This is a genomic window from Patescibacteria group bacterium (assembly GCA_020148145.1).
In the GTDB taxonomy this organism is placed as follows: Bacteria; Patescibacteriota; Minisyncoccia; order Minisyncoccales; family JAHCRE01; genus JAHCRE01.
The window spans coordinates 195037-218578 of the sequence record JAHCRE010000016.1 but is presented as its reverse complement, the minus strand read 5'-3'; the positions used below and the strand labels follow the sequence as shown (position 1 = coordinate 218578).

Annotated in this window: 24 protein-coding genes; all 24 read left to right on the top strand. The window is 34.8% G+C overall.

The window, feature by feature from the left end:
* Positions 1–2: 2 nt before the first annotated feature.
* The 24 genes from KJA15_03135 (at position 3) to KJA15_03020 (ending at position 23502) form a co-directional block, all read left to right on the top strand.
* A complete protein-coding gene (locus KJA15_03135) occupies positions 3–698 on the top strand; it encodes an anaerobic ribonucleoside-triphosphate reductase activating protein (GenBank protein MBZ9572298.1) in 696 nt (231 codons plus the stop codon).
* A 9-nt stretch (positions 699–707) separates the two neighbouring features.
* Positions 708–2195, top strand: a complete 1488-nt coding sequence (locus tag KJA15_03130; protein ID MBZ9572297.1) for a ComEC family competence protein — start codon at positions 708–710, stop codon at positions 2193–2195.
* A 19-nt stretch (positions 2196–2214) separates the two neighbouring features.
* A complete protein-coding gene (locus KJA15_03125; protein MBZ9572296.1) occupies positions 2215–3432 on the top strand; it encodes a glycoside hydrolase family 1 protein in 1218 nt (405 codons plus the stop codon).
* A gap of 4 nt (positions 3433–3436) precedes the next feature.
* The gene (locus KJA15_03120) at positions 3437–4339 is read left to right on the top strand and encodes a DMT family transporter (GenBank protein ID MBZ9572295.1); all 903 of its coding nucleotides are present in this window, start codon (positions 3437–3439) and stop codon (positions 4337–4339) included.
* 47 nt (positions 4340–4386) lie between these two features.
* Positions 4387–5397 (top strand): beta-galactosidase, encoded by a 1011-nt coding sequence (locus KJA15_03115; GenBank protein ID MBZ9572294.1) that lies wholly within the window; start codon positions 4387–4389, stop codon positions 5395–5397.
* 3 nt (positions 5398–5400) lie between these two features.
* The gene (locus tag KJA15_03110) at positions 5401–6126 is read left to right on the top strand and encodes a glycosyltransferase (protein ID MBZ9572293.1); all 726 of its coding nucleotides are present in this window, start codon (positions 5401–5403) and stop codon (positions 6124–6126) included.
* Positions 6092–6448 (top strand): diacylglycerol kinase family protein, encoded by a 357-nt coding sequence (locus tag KJA15_03105; GenBank protein MBZ9572292.1) that lies wholly within the window; start codon positions 6092–6094, stop codon positions 6446–6448. Before KJA15_03110 ends, KJA15_03105 begins: the two co-directional genes overlap by 35 nt.
* A 61-nt stretch (positions 6449–6509) precedes the next feature.
* Positions 6510–7808 (top strand): trypsin-like peptidase domain-containing protein, encoded by a 1299-nt coding sequence (locus tag KJA15_03100; GenBank protein ID MBZ9572291.1) that lies wholly within the window; start codon positions 6510–6512, stop codon positions 7806–7808.
* Positions 7809–8028: 220 nt separating this feature from the next.
* The gene (locus tag KJA15_03095; GenBank protein ID MBZ9572290.1) at positions 8029–8286 is read left to right on the top strand and encodes a hypothetical protein; all 258 of its coding nucleotides are present in this window, start codon (positions 8029–8031) and stop codon (positions 8284–8286) included.
* Between the two features lie 314 nt (positions 8287–8600).
* A complete protein-coding gene (clpB, locus tag KJA15_03090) occupies positions 8601–11315 on the top strand; it encodes an ATP-dependent chaperone ClpB (protein ID MBZ9572289.1) in 2715 nt (904 codons plus the stop codon).
* A 2-nt stretch (positions 11316–11317) separates the two neighbouring features.
* Positions 11318–12034: a trypsin-like peptidase domain-containing protein gene (locus KJA15_03085; GenBank protein ID MBZ9572288.1), complete on the top strand. Its 717-nt coding sequence runs from the start codon at positions 11318–11320 to the stop codon at positions 12032–12034.
* A gap of 254 nt (positions 12035–12288) precedes the next feature.
* A complete protein-coding gene (locus KJA15_03080; protein ID MBZ9572287.1) occupies positions 12289–12546 on the top strand; it encodes a hypothetical protein in 258 nt (85 codons plus the stop codon).
* Positions 12543–12695: a hypothetical protein gene (locus tag KJA15_03075; GenBank protein MBZ9572286.1), complete on the top strand. Its 153-nt coding sequence runs from the start codon at positions 12543–12545 to the stop codon at positions 12693–12695. Before KJA15_03080 ends, KJA15_03075 begins: the two co-directional genes overlap by 4 nt.
* A 24-nt stretch (positions 12696–12719) precedes the next feature.
* Positions 12720–14984, top strand: a complete 2265-nt coding sequence (locus tag KJA15_03070; protein MBZ9572285.1) for a hypothetical protein — start codon at positions 12720–12722, stop codon at positions 14982–14984.
* Between the two features lie 317 nt (positions 14985–15301).
* Positions 15302–15715: a DUF523 domain-containing protein gene (locus tag KJA15_03065; GenBank protein MBZ9572284.1), complete on the top strand. Its 414-nt coding sequence runs from the start codon at positions 15302–15304 to the stop codon at positions 15713–15715.
* Positions 15716–15944: 229 nt separating this feature from the next.
* Complete coding sequence (locus KJA15_03060; protein MBZ9572283.1) at positions 15945–16718, top strand: hypothetical protein; 774 nt, start codon at positions 15945–15947, stop codon at positions 16716–16718.
* 269 nt (positions 16719–16987) lie between these two features.
* Positions 16988–17827: a histidinol-phosphatase HisJ family protein gene (locus tag KJA15_03055; GenBank protein MBZ9572282.1), complete on the top strand. Its 840-nt coding sequence runs from the start codon at positions 16988–16990 to the stop codon at positions 17825–17827.
* Between the two features lie 17 nt (positions 17828–17844).
* Positions 17845–18576: a DUF2181 domain-containing protein gene (locus tag KJA15_03050; GenBank protein ID MBZ9572281.1), complete on the top strand. Its 732-nt coding sequence runs from the start codon at positions 17845–17847 to the stop codon at positions 18574–18576.
* Between the two features lie 266 nt (positions 18577–18842).
* Positions 18843–20024, top strand: a complete 1182-nt coding sequence (locus KJA15_03045) for a hypothetical protein (GenBank protein MBZ9572280.1) — start codon at positions 18843–18845, stop codon at positions 20022–20024.
* A gap of 90 nt (positions 20025–20114) precedes the next feature.
* Positions 20115–20342, top strand: coding sequence for a hypothetical protein (locus KJA15_03040; protein MBZ9572279.1), 228 nt, complete (start codon positions 20115–20117; stop codon positions 20340–20342).
* Between the two features lie 3 nt (positions 20343–20345).
* Positions 20346–21710, top strand: a complete 1365-nt coding sequence (locus tag KJA15_03035; protein MBZ9572278.1) for a hypothetical protein — start codon at positions 20346–20348, stop codon at positions 21708–21710.
* Between the two features lie 10 nt (positions 21711–21720).
* On the top strand, positions 21721–22131 hold the full coding sequence (locus tag KJA15_03030) for a signal peptidase II (GenBank protein MBZ9572277.1): 411 nt from the start codon (positions 21721–21723) through the stop codon (positions 22129–22131).
* Entirely contained in the window at positions 22098–22808 is a 711-nt protein-coding gene (locus KJA15_03025; GenBank protein MBZ9572276.1) for a prolipoprotein diacylglyceryl transferase, read from the top strand. Before KJA15_03030 ends, KJA15_03025 begins: the two co-directional genes overlap by 34 nt.
* A 19-nt stretch (positions 22809–22827) precedes the next feature.
* Positions 22828–23502, top strand: coding sequence for a hypothetical protein (locus tag KJA15_03020; protein ID MBZ9572275.1), 675 nt, complete (start codon positions 22828–22830; stop codon positions 23500–23502).
* Positions 23503–23542 lie beyond the last annotated feature (40 nt).

Here is a 23542-nt window from a genome sequence, read left to right as displayed (position 1 = left end):
TTATGGAAATAGGTGGTCTTCAAAAGCTAACTTTGATAGACTATCCGGGCAAAATTTCTTGCACCGTTTTTTTAACCGGATGTGATTTTAAATGTCCCTGGTGCTATTCCTCGGAATTGGTTTTGCCAGAGAAAATTAAAAAACAACCGGGAATTTCTCAAAAAGAATTTTTTAAATTTTTGAAAGAGAGAAAAAGCTTACTTGAAGGGGTTGTTATTTGTGGTGGTGAGCCGACCATTAATAAAGAATTACCAAACTTTATAAAAAAAATAAAAAAGTTAGGTTATCTTGTTAAACTTGATACTAATGGTTCAAATCCCAGAATATTGAAAAACCTAATAAATAAAGGGTTGATTGATTATGTGGCTATGGATGTTAAGGCCCCAAAAGAAAAGTACAATAAAGTTGCTGGAGGGAAAGTGAATATTAAAAATATTGAAAAAAGCATTGAGATTTTAAAAGAAGGAAAAGTAGATTATGAATTTAGAACAACAGTAGTTCCTGCTCTCCATAAAAAAGAAGATATCTTAAAAATTTTTAAATGGATTAAACCAGCCAGAAAATATTTTTTGCAAAATTTTAGACCAGAAAAGACCATCGACCCGAAATTCGAGAAAATAAAGCCCTACTCTCAAGAAAAAATAATTAAGATTTGCAATACCATAGCCCCCTTTTTTGAAGTTTGCCAAGTAAGGTAAGATTTTGTTATGACAAAATCTAAGATACTTCTTTATTTTTGTTTATCTTCTATTGGGGGGATTTTTCTTAATTCAATCTTATTTATACCTCAGCTAATTTTGCTGAGCCTTTTAATTTTGGGAATTTTATTAATTTCAGTCTTTTGGAAATATAAAAGACTGGTAGTTTTAGGCTTTTGTATTTTATTCTTTGTTTTTGGAATTTGGCGACACCAAGGAGTTTTATCAAAAATTGAGAATTCACCAATTAAAAATTTTATTGGGAAAGAAGTTACCTTAATTGGTTTAATTGAAAAAGAACCTGATACAAGAGAAAAAAGCACAAAATTAACAATCAAAATAGAAAAAACAATAGCGGAGAACAGTTCTCCGCCAGATATAGGTAAGGTCTTAGTAACTGCTGGAAAATATCCAGAATATCAATACGGAGACAAAATTAAAATTAGAGGTTTATTAAAAGCCCCGGCAGTATTTGAAAGTTTTAACTACAGAGACTATTTAGCCAAAGATGGTATTTTGGCAGTAATTTATTTCCCAGAAATTGAATTAATTGCCAAAAATCAGGGAAATTTTTTACAAAAGTCTTTAATTTCTTTCAAAAATAAATTGAAAGAGAGTTTAAATAAAGTAATGCCGGAGCCTCAATCTGCAATTTTTGAGGCCTTATTTTTTGGCGACGAAGGAAACATTTCTGAAGATTGGAAAGAAAAATTAAATTCAACTGGTACTCGCCACATTACAGCAGTTTCAGGAATGAACATTACGATAATTTCAGCTATTTTATTAAATTTTCTTTTAGTAATCGGCCTTTGGAGATCGCAGGCTTTTTATTTTTCAATAATTTTAATAATTCTTTATATTTTAATGATTGGTGCTCCTTCTTCAGTAGTTAGGGCAGGAATTATGGCCGGTCTTTTATTAATAGCCCAACATTTTGGAAGATTATCTTCAGCTTCTCGGGCAATAGTGATAGCAGCAACAATTATGTTAGTTCAAAACCCCCTGCTTTTAAGGTTAGACGTTGGATTTCAGTTATCTTTTTTGGCAATAATGGGCTTAATTTATCTTCAACCAATTTTCTTAGATTTTTTTAAAAAAATTCCGAATTTCCTCCAATTAAGAAATAATTTAGCTGCAACCCTATCCGCCCAACTTTTTACCTTACCAATTTTGATTTACAGTTTTGGTAAAATTCCAATAACTTCCCCCTTATCAAATATTTTAATTTTACCTTTAATACCTCAAATTACTGTTTTGGGATTTATTTTTTCTTTTTTTGGGATCTTCTGGCAGAAATTTGCTCAAGTTCTTTCCTGGCCAGCCTGGCTTCTGGTAACTTACATTTTAAAAATAATAGATTGGTTTTCCAAAATTCCTTGGACCTCTTTGACTTTAGAAAATGTCCACTGGATTTTTGTTCTTATTTCTTATTTGATTTTAGGCTATTTTGCCTTCAGATTGAATCAGAAACAAAAACTAAAGTTTTTAAATTATTGAATGTGGTATTATAGATACAATGACAGAGATTCTAAAATTCCCCCAAAATTTTCTCTGGGCAACAGCCACTTCTGCCTATCAAGTTGAAGGTGGAATTGAAAATAGTGATTGGTCAAAAGATTTTCCGGCAGGCCGAGCCTGCGATCATTATAATCTTTACGAAAAAGATTTTGATTTGATAAAAAAATTAAATCAGAATGCCTATCGTTTTTCAATTGAGTGGTCAAGAGTTGAACCGAGAGAAGGGAAATTTAATAAAAAAGAAATTGAACATTACAAAAAAGTTTTGTTCGCCTTGAGAGAAAGGAATATCAAGACAATGGTAACTTTACATCATTTTACCAATCCCCTGTGGCTTGCAAGGATTGGAGGCTGGACTAACTCAAAAATCATTTTTCATTTCTCAAGATTTGCCAAAAGAGTCTTTGATGAGTACCGTGATTTAGTTGATTTTTGGATAACAATTAATGAACCCTTAGTTTATACTTCTCTTTCTTATTGGGAGGGAAGGTGGCCACCTTTTGGCTTACTGCCAAAAGGCGAGCCTCGCCCTAAGGGCGGGCCCCCGAAGAAAAAAAATCCAATATTGTTTTTAAAAGTAGTGAGGAATCAAATTGCCTGCCATAAGAAAGTTTATGAAGTTTTTCATAAATCAAAAAGGAATATTCGGATGGGGATAGCTAAAAATAATAATTATTTCCAACCATTTAATCCTAAATCTCCTTTAGACATATTCAACGCTATAATTTATCGTTATTTTTGGAGTTATTTTTTCTTGAATAGAATCAAAAACCATTTAGATTTTATTGGTTTAAATTATTATTCTCGGGAAAGAGTCGGAATTTCATTTCCAAACAAGTCTAGAGGTGAAATAAAACTGAGTGACATTGGTTGGCAGATTTATCCTCAAGGAATTTATCATGTTCTAAAAGAATTGAAAAAATACAATCTCCCGATTTATATTACTGAAAATGGCTTAGCCGATGCTGAAGATAGATTAAGGAAAGATTTTATTAGGGATCATTTATATTGGATTCATAGAGCGATTTCTGAAGGGATTGATGTTCGGGGCTATTTTCACTGGTCTTTAATGGATAATTTTGAGTGGGAAAAAGGTTTTGAACCAAAATTTGGCTTAATTGAAATCGATTACAGGACCCTGGAACGTAAGCCTCGTCCCTCAGCTTTCTATTACGCCCAAATCTGTAAACAAAACACCTTAATCCTTAATAATTAATTTTATGTTGTGGATTTTTATTGCTATTTTAGGTTATCTTTTTTCGGCCATCGCTACTGTAATGGATAAGTATCTTTTAGCAGGGCCTATTCCAAATCCCAAAGTTTATTCATTTTATACAGGAGTTTTAGGAATTCTGGCCTTATTGTTTTTTCCTTTGGGTTTCTTAGTTCCTAATTTCTCGCAAATCCTAGTAAGCCTTTTAGCGGGGGCAATTTTTATTTGGGCTCTTCTTTGGTTTTGTAAAGCCCTGACTCTTTTTGAGGCATCCCGGGTAGTACCAGCAATTGGTGGGTTGAGCCCCTTGTTTGTTTTTGTTTTAAACTATCTTTTTTCTGGAAAAGGATTTCCAGGTTTTTGGGAACTTCTGTCTTTTATCCTGCTCATTTTAGGAAGCGTAATTATCACTCGGGAAAAGAGAAAAACTGCTTCTTTGGAAAGTTTTAAAATTTCTGCTGTGTCTGCCTTTTTATTTTCTTTAGCCTTTGTTCTAACTAAACGCGTTTATCTACAACAACCATTTTGGTCAGGATTTATCTGGATGAGGATTGGAGGGTTTTTGGCGGCCTTAGTTTTTCTTTTCTCAAAGGACGTAAGGGAGGAACTGTTTCAGAAGCAAACTAGTTTTAAACTAAAGACTGCTGAGATTTTTCTTACTAGCCAGGGCGCTGGAGCTTTAGCTTTTGCTTTACAAAATTGGGCGATTGCTTTAGTTCCCGTAGGGCTCCTTGCTTTTATTAATGCCTTAGAAGGAACAAAATATATATTTTTGTTAATATTTACTATTTTAATCTCCTTAAAATTCCCTCAGATCTTGAAAGAAGAGGTCTCAAGAAAAATTCTTTTCCAAAAAATCCTAGCAATTTTATTTATTGGAATTGGTCTGGCAATTTTAGCTAAATTCTGAAGGGACCGCGATTTCTACGATCGTAGAAATCGCGGTCCATAGGTAATATGGGGCTAGATTTTAAAAAAGTTTTAAAAAGAATTTTATTAATTTTACTATTTTTACTTTTGATTTTTTTTGGCTATTTTTTTATTGGTACAGCCCCGGTGGCAGAAGAAATAACCTGGGGAGTTAATTTTTCCCAAAAGCACGCTAAAAATTTAGGTTTAGATTGGAAAGAAACTTATTCAGCCCTAATTGATGATTTGGGCACTAAAGACTTGAAAGTGGCTGCTCACTGGGATTTAATTGAACCAGAAGATGGGAAATTTTATTTCGAAGATTTAGATTGGCAAATTAAAGAGGCAGAAAAAAGAGAAGTTAGAATTCTTTTAGTAATTGGTATGAAAACCCCTCGCTGGCCAGAATGTCATATCCCTGAATGGGCAGTAAATTTAGGTAAAGAAAAGCAACAAGAGAAGATTTTGAGAATGCTTAAAAAAGCTGTTTTGAGATACAAAGATTCAGAGGCAATTTGGGCTTGGCAGATAGAAAATGAACCTTTTTTTCCCTTTGGAAACTGCCCCTGGGTTGATAAAAAATTTTTGAAAAAAGAAATAAATCTGGTAAAATCAATTGATTCAAAAAATCGACCAATTGTTATTACAGATAGTGGTGAAGGCTCTTTTTGGATTCAGGCAGCCATATTTGGCGATATTGTTGGTACAACCATGTATGAAAAAGTCTGGTTTCGCCAAGTTGGTATCTATATTCGCTATCCCTTCCCACCAGTTTTTTATTGGAGAAAGGCTCAGATTATTAAAAAATTATTCAAAAAAGATGTAATTTGTATTGAACTTCAGGCTGAACCCTGGGGGCCAGCTTTACTTTATGACTCACCAATTTCAGAGCAAGAAAAGACAATGAATTTAGAACAATTTAAAAAGAATATTGAATTTGCTAAAAAAACCGGTTTAAAAAAGTTTTATTTATGGGGAGGAGAATGGTGGCACTGGATGAAAGTAAAACAAAGCCGACCAGAGATTTGGAACGAAGCCAAAAAATTATTTATTCAATAAAATATGCTTTCAATTATCATTCCAACTTTAAATGAAGAAAAATTTCTTCCCTTGTTGCTTGAGTCTATTAAAGACCAAAATTTTAAAAACCTAGAGATAATCATTGCCGATGCTCAATCTAAAGATAAAACAGTAGAGATTGCTAAAGCTTATGGTTGTAAAATTATTAAAGGTGGACTGTCCGCTATTGGAAGAAATAAAGGAGCAAAAATTGCCCGGGGAGATTTACTTTTATTTTTAGATGCCGATGTTGTTTTACCGAAAAAGTTTATTGAAAGGGTATTAAAAGAATTCAGAGAAAGAAATTTAGACATAGCCTCCCTCTGTTTAGACTCTCAATCTAAAAGAAAGACTCAGAAATTTTTATTTAATATTTTTTATAACTGGCCAATCTTAATTTTTGAAAAGAATCTAGCTCACGCCAGTCAAGCAATCTTAGTCAAAAAAGATGTTTACCAGAAATTAGGAGGATTTGATGAAAAAATAAAGTTTGCTGAAGACCACAATTTCGTCAGAAGGGCAAAAAAAATTGGAAAATTTGGAATTTTAAGATCGACAAAAATTTTTAGTTCTTTGCGGAGATTTGAAGAAGATGGCTGGGTAAAAACTTATTTAAAATATGTTTTAGCCGAGCTCTATATGATAATTTTTGGTGATATAAAAAAAGATATTTTTAAATATGAGTTCGGGCATTATGAAAATTTTAGATTTCAAAAAATTATTAAATAGCCTAGAAACAGCTTTTTTGGGATTGAAATTAGCTCTCAAGGAACAAACCTTTAAAATGATGGTTTTTATTGCTTCTTTTATCATATTCTTAATGTTTTATTTTAAAGTCACTTTGATTGAAAAAGAAATTTTAATTTCTCTGATTGCTTTAGTTTTAGCCTTAGAACTTATTAATACTCAGATAGAAAAAGTTTTAAATATTTTAATGCCTCATTACAATCCAAAAATAAAAGAAATTAAAGATATTTCAGCTGGCGCCGTTTTATTGGCTTGTCTAGGAGCTTTAATAATTGGGATTTTAATTTTTTTACCATATTTTTGAGATTCTTTACCTTTTTTTAAATAAATTATATTAAAAAAGCGAGAGAAACAATTCACATTAAATGTTAAATTCTGAATCTTCAAAATTTTTAGGCCCTAAGGAGGAGAAAAAAACCCTGAGTGAACCTCAGCCAAAGGCCTTGGGAGCGAAGCGAATTTTCTGGCTCTTGATTTTGATTATTTTTATCTCCTCCCTTTTTGGTTTTTTGGCCGGTATCTTCTCTCTTGGCCATTTTTACCTTGAGATAAAGAATTTTTTCCAAAAATTAAACGTTGAATTACCTGAACCAAAAATAATCGAAAGGGAAATTGTTAAAGAAAAGGAATATCTTCCTCAGACAAACCAAGAACAGGCTATTATCGGGGTGGTAAAAGAGGTTTCCTCGGCAGTAGTCAGTATAGTTATTACTAAGAATCTTCCCGTAATTGAAAAATATTATATTAAACCTTTTGAAGAAGAACCCTTTCAGATTCCTCAGTATCGTCAAAGAATTGAGAAAAAAGAAATCGGCGGAGGGAGCGGTTTTATTGTTTCTGAAGAGGGAATGATTTTGACAAACCGACATGTGGTTGAAGATAAAGAAGCAGAATATACTGTTTTGACTAATGATGGAAGGTCTTTTGAAGCTAAGGTTTTAGCCAGAGATCCTGGACAGGATTTGGCTATAATTAAAATTGAGGGAGGAGATTTCTCGACGGTTGGCCTTGATGATTCTTCAAATTTACAAATTGGCCAAACGGTCATTGCTATTGGTAATGCCTTAGGAGAATTTAAAAATACTGTTTCAGTAGGAGTAATCTCTGGATTAGGAAGAACAGTTACGGCTTCGGGTGGGGGATTGGTTGAGATTTTAGAAGATGTAATTCAGACTGATGCCGCTATTAATAAAGGAAATTCAGGGGGACCACTCTTGAATTTAAAAGGAGAGGTAATTGGAATAAATACGGCTATGGCCTTAGGAGCAGAAAATATTGGCTTTGCCGTTCCAATAAATAAGGCAAAAAGGGCAATTGAACAGGTAAAAACTTTGGGAAAAATTGTCTATCCATTTTTGGGAATAAGATACATTTTAATTACCGATGGAATCCAGAGAGAAAATGATTTACCAGTAAATTATGGAGTTTGGATTAAAAAAGGGGAAAGGGGAGAGCCAGCTATTTTCCCTGGTTCAGCAGCTGAAGAAGTTGGCTTAAAAGAAAATGATATTCTTTTAGAATTCAACAATGAAAAAATTACTCCTGAAAATTCTCTAGCCAAAATCATTATGAAATATAATCCTGGAGATAAAGTGATTTTGAAGATTTTAAGGAATGGTGAAGAAAAAACCATTGAGGCAACTTTGGGTGAGAGAAGCGAATAGAACATCGTTCGGTAGACTGCTTCCAAGGCACGCAGTCAGTCGTCCCACCGAGACGACTGCTGCTCGTCTCTTGGCCTCGCTCTCTGCCTTCGGCAGAACCATGGCCGCTTGGCCTCCGAGGCGTCCTTGTCAGCAGCTACCTCACTTAATTTTATCCTAAAAATTACTTTTCTCGCTTAAGGATTTTTCCGAGGTGAAGCCTCGGTTTTTTTTGTCGTACTTGACAAAGATAAATTTGTTTGCTATACTTAAGATAGAAAGAAAAAAGGAGGTGAATTTCTTGGATGAGAAAAGAAAAGGCGAGATTGCCTTAATTCTCCTGAAGTACCGGATGGCTCGCTCAAATCTCCGACTGGGCCCGGACTTTAAGAGAGAACTGGGTAATGTAGCCAAAGCTACCGGAATTTCTCTTGATGAGTTGAAGGAATTCGGAAGAATCATCATTGAAGAGCTTCTTGACGAAACCTTCGGCAAGTAAGAGGAAAACAGGGAAAAAGGCAAGGTCGAGACTGAGTCTCCTAAAGAGGTAATTGTACCTCCTTTACAAAAATTAAAGATAAGGAAAGTAAGGGCAGAACAAGAACTCTTACCTCCCTTTTCCCTCCATCTCCCCTTTTTTCTGATCTTAAGTTAAATCGTGGCTTAACTTCGAGCAAAAGCCCGAAGTAGCTCGATCCTTCATGGAGAGTGAGGAAAAATCTATTGAAAGATTTCTTCCTTCCTCTCCTTTTTTATTTAGCTTGACACTTGTTTTTTTTAAAATCTTATAGTAAAAAGAAATTGACAAATAATATGATTACAGGCGGTAATTTTACTCACAAAGCTCAAGGAGCAATACTTCAGGCCCAAAGGATTGCTCAGGAAAAAGGACAGCAACAAATTGATGCCTTGCATCTTCTTTACGCCTTACTTTCTCAGGAAGGAAGCGTGGTTTTAACTATGTTGGAGAAATTGGGGGCAGATATTGAAAGTCTGAAGCGGAAAACAAAGTTAGCTTTAGATAAAATTCCGGCAATAATCTCTCCTCAGGTTCTTGGTCAGTTTTATTTAACCCAGGATATGGCCAGAGTCTTGGAAAGAGCAAGAAAAGAATCAATGAAAATGGGTGATGAGTTTATTTCAGTTGAGCATTTATTTTTAGCTCTTCTTAATATTGAAACTAAGGCAAAAGAGATTTTAGATAAAGCCACCTTTTTACGACCTAGTGGAGGCCCGTCCACTTTGGAATTTGGTAAATTAAATTACGAGACTGTCTTAAAAACTTTGGCTAAAATCCGGGGAGGCCAGAGGATTACTGACCCTCATCCTGAATCAAAATATCAGGTAATTGAAAAATATGCCCGCAATTTGACTTCTCTAGCCAGGCAGGGGAAATTAGATCCGGTTATTGGTCGGGAAAATGAAATTAGAAGATTGATGCAGGTCTTATCTCGCAGGACAAAAAATAATCCTGTTTTGATTGGTGAGGCTGGGGTTGGTAAAACAGCTATTGTTGAAGGTCTGGCCCAGAGAATCGTCAGAGGAGATGTTCCCGAAAGCATAAAAGAAAAAGAAATTATTGGTTTAGATTTGGGAGCCCTAGTAGCGGGGACAAAATATCGAGGAGAATTTGAAAACAGAGTTAAAGCCCTGCTTAAAGAAATCAATCGGGCAGCTGGTAAATATATTGTATTTATCGATGAACTCCATACTTTAGTAGGGGCAGGAGCAGCTGAAGGAGCAATTGATGCCTCAAATTTATTGAAACCAGCTTTAGCTAGAGGAGAATTAAAGGCAATTGGAGCAACAACTTTGAAAGAATATCAAAAATATATTGAAAGAGATCCCGCTCTAGAGAGAAGATTTCAGCCAATTTATGTTCAAGAACCGACAATCGAGGATACAATTGCTATTTTGCGCGGAATTAAAGAAAAATACGAACTTCATCACGGGGTAAAAATTAGAGATTCAGCCTTGGTGGCAGCAGCTGAGTTGGCTGCTCGTTATATTACCGATAGATTTTTACCTGATAAGGCAGTTGATTTAATGGATGAAGCTATGTCGGCTTTGAGATTAGAAATTGAGTCAGAGCCTAGCCAACTCGATGATTTAAAAAGGGAAATTCAAAAATTAGAGATTGAAAGAGAGGCCCTTAAAAAAGAAGGAGTAAAGGGTTCTCAAAAGAGGTTAAGAGTAATTTCTCGTCAACTGGCTGATTTAAAAGAAAAAGCCCAGGCCCTCGAAGCCAGATGGAAGTCAGAAAAGGAAATTATTACCAAAATTAAAAATCTCAAAAAAAAGATTGAGGAGTTGAAATACCAGGCAGAAAAGGCTGGTCAGGAAGCTAATTTACAAAAAGTGGCCGAGATAAAATATGGAGAAATACCCCGTCTTTTAAAAGAACTTAAAACAACCGAGAAAAAATTAGCCAGATTCCAAAAAACTCGGCCAATTCTAAAAGAAGAAGTATTAGAAGAAGATGTTGCTCAGGTTGTCTCCCGTTGGACAGGAATTCCAATAACCCGGCTTTTAGAAGAGGAAGTTAAAAAATTGAAAAAAATGGAAGAGATTCTTTCAAAAAGAGTTATAGGCCAGAGAGAAGCAATTTCAGCAATTTCCAATGCTATTCGAAGATCAAGAGTTGGTATCTCTGAAGAAAAAAGGCCTCTGGGTTCATTCATGTTTTTGGGGCCAACCGGAGTAGGAAAAACTGAGACAGCTAGGGCTTTAGCTGAATTTTTATTCAATGATGAAAATGCCTTGGTTAGATTAGATATGTCAGAATATATGGAAAAGCATACAGTTTCTAAAATGATTGGATCGCCTCCCGGCTATATTGGTTATGAAGAGGGAGGGCAACTAACTGAAAAAATTCGAAGAAGACCTTATAGCGTAATCTTACTCGATGAGATTGAAAAAGCCCATCCCGAAGTTTTTAATATTTTACTTCAGATTTTCGAGGATGGTAGGTTAACTGATGCCAAGGGTAGGATAGCCTCTTTTAAAAATGCAATTTTGATTATGACTTCAAATATTGGATCTGAACACATTGCTAAGATGGGATCTCTTGGATTTTTGGGAGAAAAAGAGGAAGAGGCAAAACTTTCTTTAAAGGAAAAAGTAATGGAAGCCCTAAAGGATAATTTTAGGCCAGAATTTTTAAATAGGGTTGATGAAATTATTATCTTTAATTATCTTGGTAAATCGGAAATTAAAAAAATTGTTGAGTTAGAGTTAGAAAAAGTTAGAAAAAGATTAGAAAATAAAAAAATCAAAATTAAATTTGAAAATTCAGCTAAAGAATTTTTAGCCAAAAAAGGTTTTGACCCAAATTTGGGAGCCAGACCTTTAAAAAGAGTCATTCAGAGATTAATTTTAGATCCCCTTTCTTTAAAAATTGTCTCAGGTTTAGTTAAAAAAGGAGAGAAAGTTATTGTTGACGTAGAGGAGGAAAAGATTGTTTTTAGAACACCTAGTGACTTAGTTAAAATCTCAAAACAAAGAAAATTAGAAAAAGCTCAGGTGTGATAATGGTCAAAAATATTCTTAAAATATTAGCCATTTTTATAATTGGAACAGTCGGAGGAATCTTTGCTGATCAAATTTTATGGCCTTATTTTATCGAAAGGCCACTTTTTTATCAATATCGACTTGAGCAATCACCAGTTTATGTCACCGAAAGAAAAGAAATCATAATTCAGGAAAATGTTGCCTTAATTAATGCTATTGAAAAAGTAGAAAAGGTGGTGGCCGGAGTAAAAACAAAGACAAAGGCAGGAGAAATTTTAGAAGGCTCTGGCCTAATTGTTACTTCTGATGGTCTCTTGGTTACTTTAGCTAATTTAGTTCCCAGTAGTTCTACTTTTAGTTTTTTTGTTGATGGAGAAATAGTCCATTTTCAAGTTTTAAAAAGAGACTTAAAGGAGAATTTAGCTTTAGTAAAAATTGAGAAAACTAATTTACCCACTGTGGGCTTTGCCGATTTAGAAAAAATAAAGTTAGGAGAGAGAATTTTTTTGTTAGGTGTAATCTTTGAACAAGGAATCCCAAAAAAAATAGTAAACGAGGGTATTATTAAAACCTTTGATGAAAATTCCGTTCGAACTAATATTTCTGAAAAAAAGATTCTTGAAGGAAGTCCATTATTCAATATTGAAGGTCAGGTAGTTGGATTAAATCAAATTGACAGAGAGGGAAAAGTTTCAGCCATTTCCATCAAAAAAATCAGGGAATTCCTCGGCTTCTAAGATTTTTGTTGTTTGGGTTCGAGTCCTGCCGCCGGAGCCAGCTTGAGCTCGGTTCGAGAGACCGATTCCCACTTAATTTTGGAAAAAATTCGAGAAACAATCGCCGTACCCTGACTGGACATCGAACTTTCACGAACAAAAAAATCGCTTTCGTCCACTAAGGGAAAAGCGTTTTTTGTTTTTTATCTTGAACTTTCTCAAAAAAGAGGTTATTTTGAAAGTAGATAAATCTTATCCATAAAAAGACTAATTAAATGTTTTGGCATAAACTTACAGCTTATATAAGGGCATTTCCCTATAAATTTAAGAAAACGAAGGTAAAGGCAGTTCATGAGAGTGACTTATTAAAACTATTAAGTTCTCTGGGAGTTTTAGAACAACTTAAAGATGGCGACTACCGGTGTTTAAATTGTAGTACGGTTATTGATCTTGATAATCTCGGAGCAATTTTAGTTAAGGATGGAAAAATTAAAATAATTTGTTCGAATCCGAACTGTATCACGGGAATATGAGCTTTCCATTAATAGAAAAATTTTCAATAAAAGATATTTTAGCCATAATTGGAGGCTTAACAGTTATTTTTGGATTTTTTGATTTACTCCTCAAAGTCGATAGGAGAATAAGCCCTCAAAGATATAAATCAAAGAAGAAAAAGATTTAGTTAAATTAATAAATTGAAATTAACATGGCGAAAAAACAATCAAAGAAAGAAGAATTTAATTTAAAACAGAGAGGATTTTTATATTTCTACAAATCTAAACAATATCTTAATAATAAATGGCATTTTTTGGGAGAGAAAATAAAAAAATTTATTGACTCTATCTTTTTTTATTTTATATTTTTTGGTGTTTTCGTATTTTTTTTACACAAGATTTTAATTTACTTAAATTTAACTATCTCAGAGGGTAATTTATATAGTTTTGCATTTGCTACTGCCGGAATTATTGGAGCGTCAATTGCTATTATATTTTCTTTTTCAACCTTTATTTTACAGAGCACGGCTGATTTATTTTCTACTCAGTATTTAAATAAATTCATTAAGGACCCTAAGGAAAAAATATTCTTTTGGTCGTTGGTGTTTTTGACGATAGTGTCTTTTTTTACACCTATTTTGCTTAAAAAATATGTATTAGAAATATTGGTCATTACTTTATTTGTCGCGTTTTACTTTATTTATAGTCTCTATAAAGAATTAAGAAAAAGAATAAATCCAGAAACAACTTTAACAAAAATTAAAACAGACGCCATAAAGCAATTAGAAAGAATAAATAAAGAATTAAAAAAACATGCGTATATTCAAAATAAAATTTTTGAATACAAAAAAGAAAATAAAGATTTTTCTTTAGATGTGCAATATAAAATAAATCGTAATTGGCATTTAATTACATTAGAAAACGTCAAATATCTATTTGAGATAGGCCTAAGATTATTAGCAAAAAATGAGATAAATTCTTTTAATTTAACTGTAAAATACATTCACGACATATATTTAAAGCATTTAAACTTGAGAAACGGATATTTTATTAGAATGCCCGCATCTTTTTGGGGAACTTATTCTTTTGATGACGAGGGATTTACAGCCAAAATACTTGAATACTTGCAATCAATGGGCAATAGGATTATTCAGGAAAAAAGAAAAGAAAACATTTATTTTTTACTAGAAGCTTACGAAAGCATTTTAAGTTATTCATTAAATATAAAATATGCCGATAAAAATTTAGGCGCTTATAAAGAAAATCCATTATTAAATTTAATATCAGCATATTATATAGGATTTATTGAAAAGTTATTGGAGTCAAAAGAGAACGACTGGGTTTGGGAATCTATCAAATCTGTATCTAATGTATCAAATTTTATATTACAGAAAACCGACAATTATTTTATATATAGTCAAATAAATCAAGTGATAAATAAAATTTCTATATTTTGTCTTGCAGACAATAAAGAAACATTTTTAAAAGAACTCATAAATATTTACCTCAATCAGATCCGGATTGCTTGGAATAGGTATGAACACAATGATATTTTTTGGGAAAATTTGTTTAAAGAATTAAAGAAAAAAATTTTATTATTATCTATGACAAGCAGACTTAGTTTGTCAATTAGTGATTTATTCATTAATTTTCATACGTGGCAAGTAAATATTATAAATTGGCTCATTAAAATAAAGGAGAAAAAAGAAAAGAAAGAAAATTTAGATAAATTTATACAATTATTAAAAAGATGGAGTGATTTCCTTCTTGATTTTGCAAGGGATATAGGGTTGGAAAATAAACAAATTGGGTTATCAATTATTCAATCGGTAGATAATAATTTAAGGATTATTTATGGAATTAGAAGTAAATTTAGCGATACAGATTTGGAAAAAATATACAAAACCCAGTTTCATACGCTGAGTTGGTATTTTCAAAAAACAGATAAAATAAAAAGTAGTTTCTTATTTAATCTTGAGCAAGTTTTAGAAATTTTATTAAGAGAGATTAGTTATAATTTTAAGAATAAGATTTTTGACGTAGAGCATTTGATAGATTTATATATTAGGTTAATAGAACAACATTTTGAGAAGGTGGACCTTGGATATGGATATAATCATCCCAGGGTAATAGAGAAGTTAGTTTATTTAGGGTTATTTTTACACAAATACAAAAGAACCGACCAGGAAAAAGGTATTGTTGCTAAAATAGATAAACTAAATAAAAAATATCTGGAACTTAACAAAGAATATTTTAAATTAAAGCGAAAAGTAAAAAATTTAATGGGGCCCGATAAATTTCAATTATGCAAAGAAATTCATGATTTAGAAAATGATTTATTTTCATATAATAATAGTCCTTTAATGGATATAAAACATATTTTGAAAAAAGAAATAACAAAAGATGAATGGAGTAGTTTTTTAAAGAAAATAAAACATTGCAAAAATATTAAATACGAGACCAAGCGCATATTTTGATTCTTAACCCACCTATCGTCTAGCATTTAGCCCCACTAAAAATTGGTTGGTCCCAAGCAAAGTATAGTGAGAAAATCATTCAAAACGAGACACTAAAAATACCCTAAAGTAGTGTCTCATTTGTCTCATTTTAGCTTTAAAACACCCCGACCGAGACGCATTGTGGGACACCCTCAAAAAGCCCTAATTTTCCCCTTAAACCGTAGGTTCGAGACCAACTAGGGGAGCATGAGACCGAGGGGCCCTAGGCGTCAGGGCGACCGAGTGGCCACATGCAAAAATCGCCTCAGAGGCGGTTTTTTGGTAGAATAAAAGATATGAAACTATGTAGTGCTTGTTTATTAGGGATAGAGTGTCGATATGATAGCAAGAGTAAGCCAAACGATAAAGTTATTGAATTATCAAAGAAAGAAACCTTAATTCCTATTTGTCCAGAGCAATTGGGTGGTTTACCAACTCCAAGAGAGCCCTCAGAACAGAAAGGAGATAAGGTTGTAACGAAATCCGGAAAGGATGTCACCGAGAATTTTACAAGAGGAGCAGAACAAGTTTTACACTTGGCGAGACTACTTAATATAAAAGAAGCAATCCTTAAACAAAAAAGTCCATCTTGCGGATGCGGGAAAATTTATGACGGGACTTTTTCCGATAGATTGATTGAGGGGGATGGAGTGACAGTTGCTTTATTGAAAAAAAATGGAATAAAAGTAATTACTGAAGAAGATTTGTAATTTATTTCTTTATACTCTTTCCTTCGTCTCATTTTTCGAAAAAACGCCCCGACCGAGGGGCGTTATTTGGAACTCTCAAAATCGCCTAATTTCCCCTTTAAATCTGGGTTCCAGACCGACCTGGGGAGCCGCCCGCCCCGAGAGTTTTTCTCGGGGCTTGACTTTTTGAATGAAATGATATAATTTTAGAAGTAGCGCATTAACAACTTGTAGAAAGGTGACGAATAGAATGTTTCCTATTACCCTAATTGGTTCCTTGCCCCACAAGGATATAAAAGAAGCTGTTAAATACAGCGTAGAAAGCGATATTATTCCATTTTTGCCAGAGCTTCCAGCATTAGGAGATGCTATGTTAGATTACATCAAAAAACCAGGCAAATTAAGTTGTTTGAAGGAATTTACGAAACACGACTTTACGATAGTAAAAATCCAGTGCGTTGGTCCCGCAACATTAGTTTACAATGGATACGATGAGAAAGAAGCTATCCAAAGAGCCCATACCCATCTTCTTGGCATTACAAAGGGTCTGCACGCAGAAGAAATTATACTTTTCTTAGATGAGCCAGTGTTAGAGATGGTCAGCTTTGACAAGAGTAGATTCAGGCTAAGTGAATCTGCTTTGAGAAAACGGGGGCTATTGAGCGTGGATTACAGAAAATTATGGAAGAGATTGTTCACAGCTCTTGAGGCAAAACCAGGCCTACATAATGTCACACTCGGCATTCATACTTGCGGGAATATGGACTGGAATCAATTGTTCGCCTTGGATATCATTAAGATTATAAGTTTTGATGCCTCTAAATATGGTCGTCGTTTCATTCAATCTAGCGGATATCGTAGTGACAAAAGAATTGCGTGGGGCATAGATGAAAGGAGTGATGTGATAGATTTTCAAGAAGGAGATTTGTTAACTCCACCGTGCGGGATGAATCCTCCAGGATACTCTGTCAAAGATTGTGAGATTAAGCTCAGACAATTGAAAGAAACCTTCAGGGCACTATAAAGAGGCGTGTTCAAATGCGTCTCTTTTTTATTTAAATTCCTACCAAAATAGGCTCTAATTTTCTAAGATTCTTTTTAATTTCTCTCCAATCAATAGTTCTGAACGCGTCCAATAGGGGGAGCAGGCTAGTGCTCGGTTCGAGTGACCGAGCCCCATCTTATTTTCAGAAAAAGTTCGAGACAATATCGTCCTACCCCGCTAGGAAATCGAACTTTTCCGAACAAAGAAAAAATCGTCATCGCGACGATTTTTTGATAAAATAGAGAAAAATGTATTTAGTAGATTATCACGTTCATACAAATTGCACTCGAGATGCTACTGGCACCGTAGATGATTATTGTAAAAGAGCCCAAGAATTGGGATTGAAAGAGATTGCTTTCACCAACCATTTAATTCTTCCAAAATTTGAAAGCATACCTGGATTTGAAAAATCAGAAATACCCAACATATCTATTAAGTTAGATGAAATATCAGAATATTACCAAAAGATAGGAAAAGCCAGAAAACAATTTGATATTCAAATAAAGTTTGGAATGGAGATTGATTATTTTGAGGATTACGAAAAAGAAATTGAGAAGATAATAAATAGTTATCCTTTTGATTTTATTCTGGGCTCAGCTCATTTCATAGAAGGATATGTTATAGGAGACCCAAATGGCGCCCATGAATTTTTTAAAGGAAGAGATATTTTCCAGACATATAGACAATACTTTTTAAAATTAAAAAGAGCCATAGAAAGTCGTTTGTTTGATGTAATGGCTCATCCTGATATTATTAGAAAATATGCGGTTCAGTATGCCGATATTCCTTTCAAGAGATATAGGGACCAAGTGGAAGAGGTGGTTAAGGCGTTAGTAAAAAACAAAGTCGGGATAGAGCTAAATACATATGGTTATATTCATCCTGTTCACGATTCCTACCCAAGTATAGAATTCCTTAAGATTTGTAAAGATTTTGGAGTAAAAATGGTAACTATTGGCTCGGATGCCCATTCTCCTTCTAACCTAGGCTTAGAGTTAGAGAAAGGGATTAAAAAACTAAAAAGTGCTGGATATGACAAGATTACCTTATTTAATCAGCGAGAAGCAAGAGAATTATCAATAATATAATTGAGAACTATAAAAATATGAAAAAGAAAGTTTCTCTCCCAATTTCTTTTTTTGGAGTTAAGAGTCCTTGGGATATAAGGTGGGCGCATGCGGTAAATAATCTCGAAAGATTAGAACAATATTGTAAATCTCCAAAGACCATGATGATCGAAGGAGATATTTCTTCAAGAGGAGAAAATATTGTAATGGCGCATGATCCGAATCAGAAAGCTGATATAACTTTCGATATTTGGATCGAAAAAATAGCCACTTCAAAGAAAGGAGCAAAACTAGATTTTAAAGACCCATTAGCTATTTCATATTGCCTTAAAAAATTACAGAAACTAGGTTTAGAAAATCCCATTTTTCTCAATGCAGATATTTTGCAAGGTCCTGGTGGGCGAATTCCTAAATTTGAACCAATTGAATTTATTGAGCTTTGCAAAAAATATTATCCGAAAGGAATCCTTTCTATTGGTTGGACAACCGGATATTTGCCAAACGCAAAATATACAAAACATATGATTCATGAAATGTTTGAAATTGTTAAAGATTTTGATTATCTAATTACCTTTCCAATCAGAGCATGCTACACCAGATCTTCTTATTCGGAATTACAAATGCTTCTTCAAAAACTAAATCACACACTTACTATTTGGAATAGTGAGCCAGTTTCCGATGACTTAAAAAGGTGGATAAAGGATAATTTCGACCATTGCAGGGCCTTTTACGATCTAATAGATGAAAAAGGCAATCCTATATATTTATAAAATGACGAATTATTTCTGTTTCGTTATCACTACATAAAAATAAATTTAAGAGATCGAGACGCCTATCCTGACAGGGCGACCGAGAGGGGTTCGAGTCCTGCCCCCGGAGCAGGCTAGTGAGACCTTTCGGGAGACCGAAAGGCCTCATATTTTTGAAAGGTTCGAGAAAAAATATCCCCATACCCCGCTAGGATATCGAACCATGTTCGGGGCTGAGTTACCATAATTAATCGCCATTTCGGCGGTTTTTTAGTAGAATGGAAGTGATGAAAACTAAAATCTTAATTGCTTTAATAATTTTAATTGGTTTCGGTATAGGAGGGTTTTTTGTTTGGAAAAATATTTCCCTCCCCGAAGCTGAAAAAGAAAAAATCGAGGAGGAAAAAGAAGCTCCGGAAGAGCAAGTGGAAGAGCAGGCGGTTTTACCTGAAGAAGAGGAGGAAGAAGAGGTAGCTTTTGAAGAAGAAGTGTCTAAAGAAAAATTAGAGTGTCCTTTTGGGTGTTGTTTTGATGAGCAATATAAGAGTAAGAGTTGTCCTTCAGGTTACGAGTGTAAAGAAAATAAATGCGTTGAAGTTGTAGAAGTAGAAAAAGAAAAACTCCCTTCTGTCTGGACAATAGAGGGAGTGGTGATCCCTGGTGGTTACTGCGATGCGGAAGTTGTAAAATTACCTGATGGTAGATATAGGATGTATTACGGTTTAGACCCACGAACCTATCCTGAAAACATAAATATCGTTAGTGCTATTTCCTCGGATGGACTAAATTGGACTTCTGAGCCAGGAACTCGCCTACCTGAAGGATTCAACTATGCTATGCCTTCAGTAATTGAGTTGCCGGATGGTCGCTTTCGAATGTATTATAATTCAGGTGGCATACAGTCCGCTATTTCTAATGATGGACTCAATTTTCAAGTCGAGGGTCTTCGGCTAGTAACTGATCTTGTGGGTCCTACTGTAATTAGGCTAGATGATGGGAGATATAGAATGTATTTGCAGGATTGTGATGAACCTGCTCCTCCTACTCCGCCCGTGTGTCGAATAAAAAGCGCAATATCATCTGACGGATTGAGCTGGGGAATAGAACCAGGAATCAGAATAGATGGTACAAAACCATTATTTTATGGCATGTTTGCTAATATGATTGGTACTTCAGATATAGTAAAACTTTCTGATGGTAGTTTCCGGCTTTATTTTTTGGCAGGAAGCCAAGAAATGGATGAAGAGGGGATGGAGGGGATTTACAGCGCCGATTCAGCCGATGGCCTAAGTTTTTCAAACATAACTTTTCTTTTTGGAAAATACATTGATGAAGAAGGAAGGGAGGTAGGTACCGCCGATCCTTGTGTGGTCGAAATAGAAGAAGGGTGGAGAGTGTATTTTGCTTCTGATTGTGGGCCCTTTAGCACTGGGATTTCTAGCGCAATAATTGCTGACTTACTACCTTAAATGAAAACTAAAATTTTAATTATTTTAAAATTGCCGAAGGGGTGTGAATAACTAAGCTTGGACTTCCGGGAAATATTCGATATAATAAATATGATGACGGTTAATAAAAAAATATTATTGATTGTTGTGATTTTGGCCTTGGTGGTTGGAGGCGCTTTTTATTTTTTAAAAAAGGGCCCCCCAGAAAAAGAAGAGGCAAAAACTTTTGGTGAAAAAATTTATGAAATGGTTCAGAACCCGGCAGAAAAAATTCCCCAGACCAATCCTTTTAAGAAAATTAATCCTTTTGAAGGATTGAGAATCAATCCCTTTGAGTAATTTATGCAAAAAACATTTTTATTAGTTATTTTTATTCTCGGACTATTAGCAGGAGTTTTTGTTTTTGCTCAAATTAGTTTTCCGGTCAAAGAATTGGGAAATTGTCAGAATGAAGAAGAATGTAAGGCTTATTGTGATAATTGGGAAAACATTGAAGAGTGCGTATCTTTTGCTGAAGCCCACAACTTATTGTCGCCGGAAGAATTAGCAGAAGCTAAAAAAATGATGAAAGCCTTGGCTGAGGGGGCAGTGCCGCCCGGCGGATGCTCAAACCCGACTCAATGTGAGGCTTATTGCGAAGAGCCGACCAAAATAGAAGAATGTATAGATTTTGCTGAGAAAGCCGGACTTATACCTCCATTCGAAGCAGCAGAAGCGAGGCTGGTAAGAAAGGCTATGCTGGCTGGAATTCCTTTTCCGGGAGACTGTAGAACCAAAAAAAAGTGTGATGCCTACTGCTCACAGCCGGATCATATGGGAGAATGCTTCTCCTATGCTTGTAAGATAGGAATACTATCTTCAGCAGAGTGCAGCCGGGGAAAGAAAACAGTGTCTTTAATGGCAAAAGGAGAAAGTCCCGGCGGCTGTCAGACTAAAGAGGAATGCGAGGCTTACTGTGCTCAAAAGATTCATTTTCAAGAATGTGCTGATTTTGCCTCTAAAGCTGGATTAATGACGCCAGAGGAGAAAGAAATGTTTTTAAAAACCGGTGGCCAAGGACCAGGTGGTTGTCAGAGTAAAGAAGAATGTGAGGCTTTTTGCAACAACCCGGCTAATCAAGAAGTTTGTTTTAATTTTGCCAAGGAGCACGATTTAATTCCTGAGGAAGAAATTCAGAAAACGAAAGAAGGCATACAGCAATTACAGGAGGGATTAAAGCAAGCGCCACCAGAAGTTTTAGAATGTATAAAGTCAACCGTAGGAGAAGAAGTTTTGGAGAAAATTCAAACTGGTACCTTTATGCCTAGTCCTGAGGTTGGTGAGAAAATAAAGAATTGTTTTGAAAAATATATGCCAAAGCCTTCAGAAGGTGAGATGGGACTACCTCCAGAGGGCATGCCTCCAGAAGGAAAGCCTCCAGAAATGGTAATACCTCCAGAATTAGAAGGGAAATGCACTAGCCCTGAGGAATGCAAACAATATTGCACTCAAAATCCTCAGGAACCAGCTTGTAAACAATTACTAGAAGAGAAACCGCCTGAAGGCGAATATAAACCTCCAGAAGGAAAGCCTCCAGAAATGGTAATACCTCCAGAATTAGAAGGGAAATGCACTAGTCCTGAGGAATGCAAACAATATTGCACTCAAAATCCTCAGGAACCAGCTTGTAAACAATTACTAGAAGAGAAACCGCCTGAAGGCGAGTAAATGCCTGAAGATGAAATACCTAAATAGAGCAAGATTTTTAGTATTTCTTGCTTTGGGTTTAATAATTCTGGATAGATTGACCAAATGGTTAGCTTTGGATTCAGAGCTATTGTTTAAAAATCCAAAATTGTATTTTATTCCTCTAAATTCGAGTTTACTTTATTTTTTAATCGGAGCAGTAACATTACTGCTTCTTTTTTTGTTTTTCAGGAGTTGGCAGAAAAAGGATTTTCTTTTAATAACCGGGTTTTCTTTGATTATTTTGGGTGGCTTGAGCAATCTTTTTGACAGAATTTATTTTGGCTATGTGATTGACTGGATTAAAGTTTTCTTTCTGCCTATTTCTATTTTTAATATCGCTGATTTAATGATTATTGGGGGAATCATATGCCTTATTTTTCGTTTAGCGAAATCGCGATAGGGCCGATAACGCTTCAGGTTTGGGGAATTTTTGTGGCTATTGGGACTTTAATGGCTTATCTTTTTGTGTTGAGACAGGCCCCCAAAAAAGGAATTGATACTAAGATCATTCACAATTTATTTATTTGGGTGTTTCTGGGTGGAGCCGCAGGAAGTATGTTGTTGGGTCAAGGGGGGTTGAGTTTGCTTGGAGGAGTATTCGGAGTTTTAATTGCTGGATTTTTGTATTTGAAATTAAGCAAAAATCTTCATTTGTTTTTTCCGATCGCAGATATGGCAGTTTTGGTTGCTCCTATTTCTATTGCCATAGGCAGAATAGGTTGTGCTTTAATTAATGACCATCAGGGAGCTGAAACTTCTTTGCCCTGGGGGATCATTTGGCCGGATGGCGCAATTCGGCATCCGGTAGCTGAATACTTGATAATCAGCGCTCTAATTTTGTTCTTTATTCTTAAATATTTGAAGCCCCGTCTGCAAAAGCCTGGTCAATTATTTTTCGCTTTTTTGTTTTTATATTCTCTTTCCCGATTTTTCTTAGATTTTACCCGCTCCGCAGGCACTTCTTTATCTGATCCTCGCTATTTTGGTTTATTCACAACCCAATGGTTATCTTTGATTATACTTTTTGTTATAATAGTAATAGAAGGTCGATTTTACAAAAAAGGTCGAATCTGTTAATTAATCTAATAAAAACATTATGCGCAAAATAGCATTTTTTGTTCTGTTTTTACTTTTAGTTGTCTTAGTTTTGGTAGGTGCTGGATGTGGGGAGAAAAAAGTAGAAGAAGAAGGCGCGGTTCCATCGAACGGAAAAGTTGAAGAAGAGGCTGAATCATTAACTGATATTTTGGACAAGGCGAAAGATGTTGTCTCCCTTAAGTATGATGTGGTAGTAACTGCTCCTGACCAAGCAGCAATAACAACAAAGGTATGGTATAAAGGAACAAATATGAGAGTAGAGGGAACTTTTGAAGGATATACTGGAGTCTACCTACTAGATGCGGGAGAGCAGTTGGCGTATCTCTATGTTCCAGCTCAGAATATAGCTATGAAAATGGATTGGAGTAAAGCCAGGGGAACGGCTGGAGAATCTCCGACCGAACAATCTGAGTCGGTGATGGATTATAATCCGGTGACTGTTGGCACTGAAGTCCTGGATGGGAAAACCTGTCTGGTTGTTGAATACAGTACTGAGACAGAAGAGGTAAAAATGTGGATATGGACAAGGTACGGAATTCCTATTAGGACAGAAGGGACTACAGCTAAAGGCACAACTGTGGTAGAGATAAAGAATATAGATTTTGGTGATATCTCTAATAGCATATTTGAATTACCAGCCGGTGTCCAGATAATGGAAATACCATTTTTTTAAAAGCAACAAGGTCGAATTTTATTAATTAGATTTAATTAAT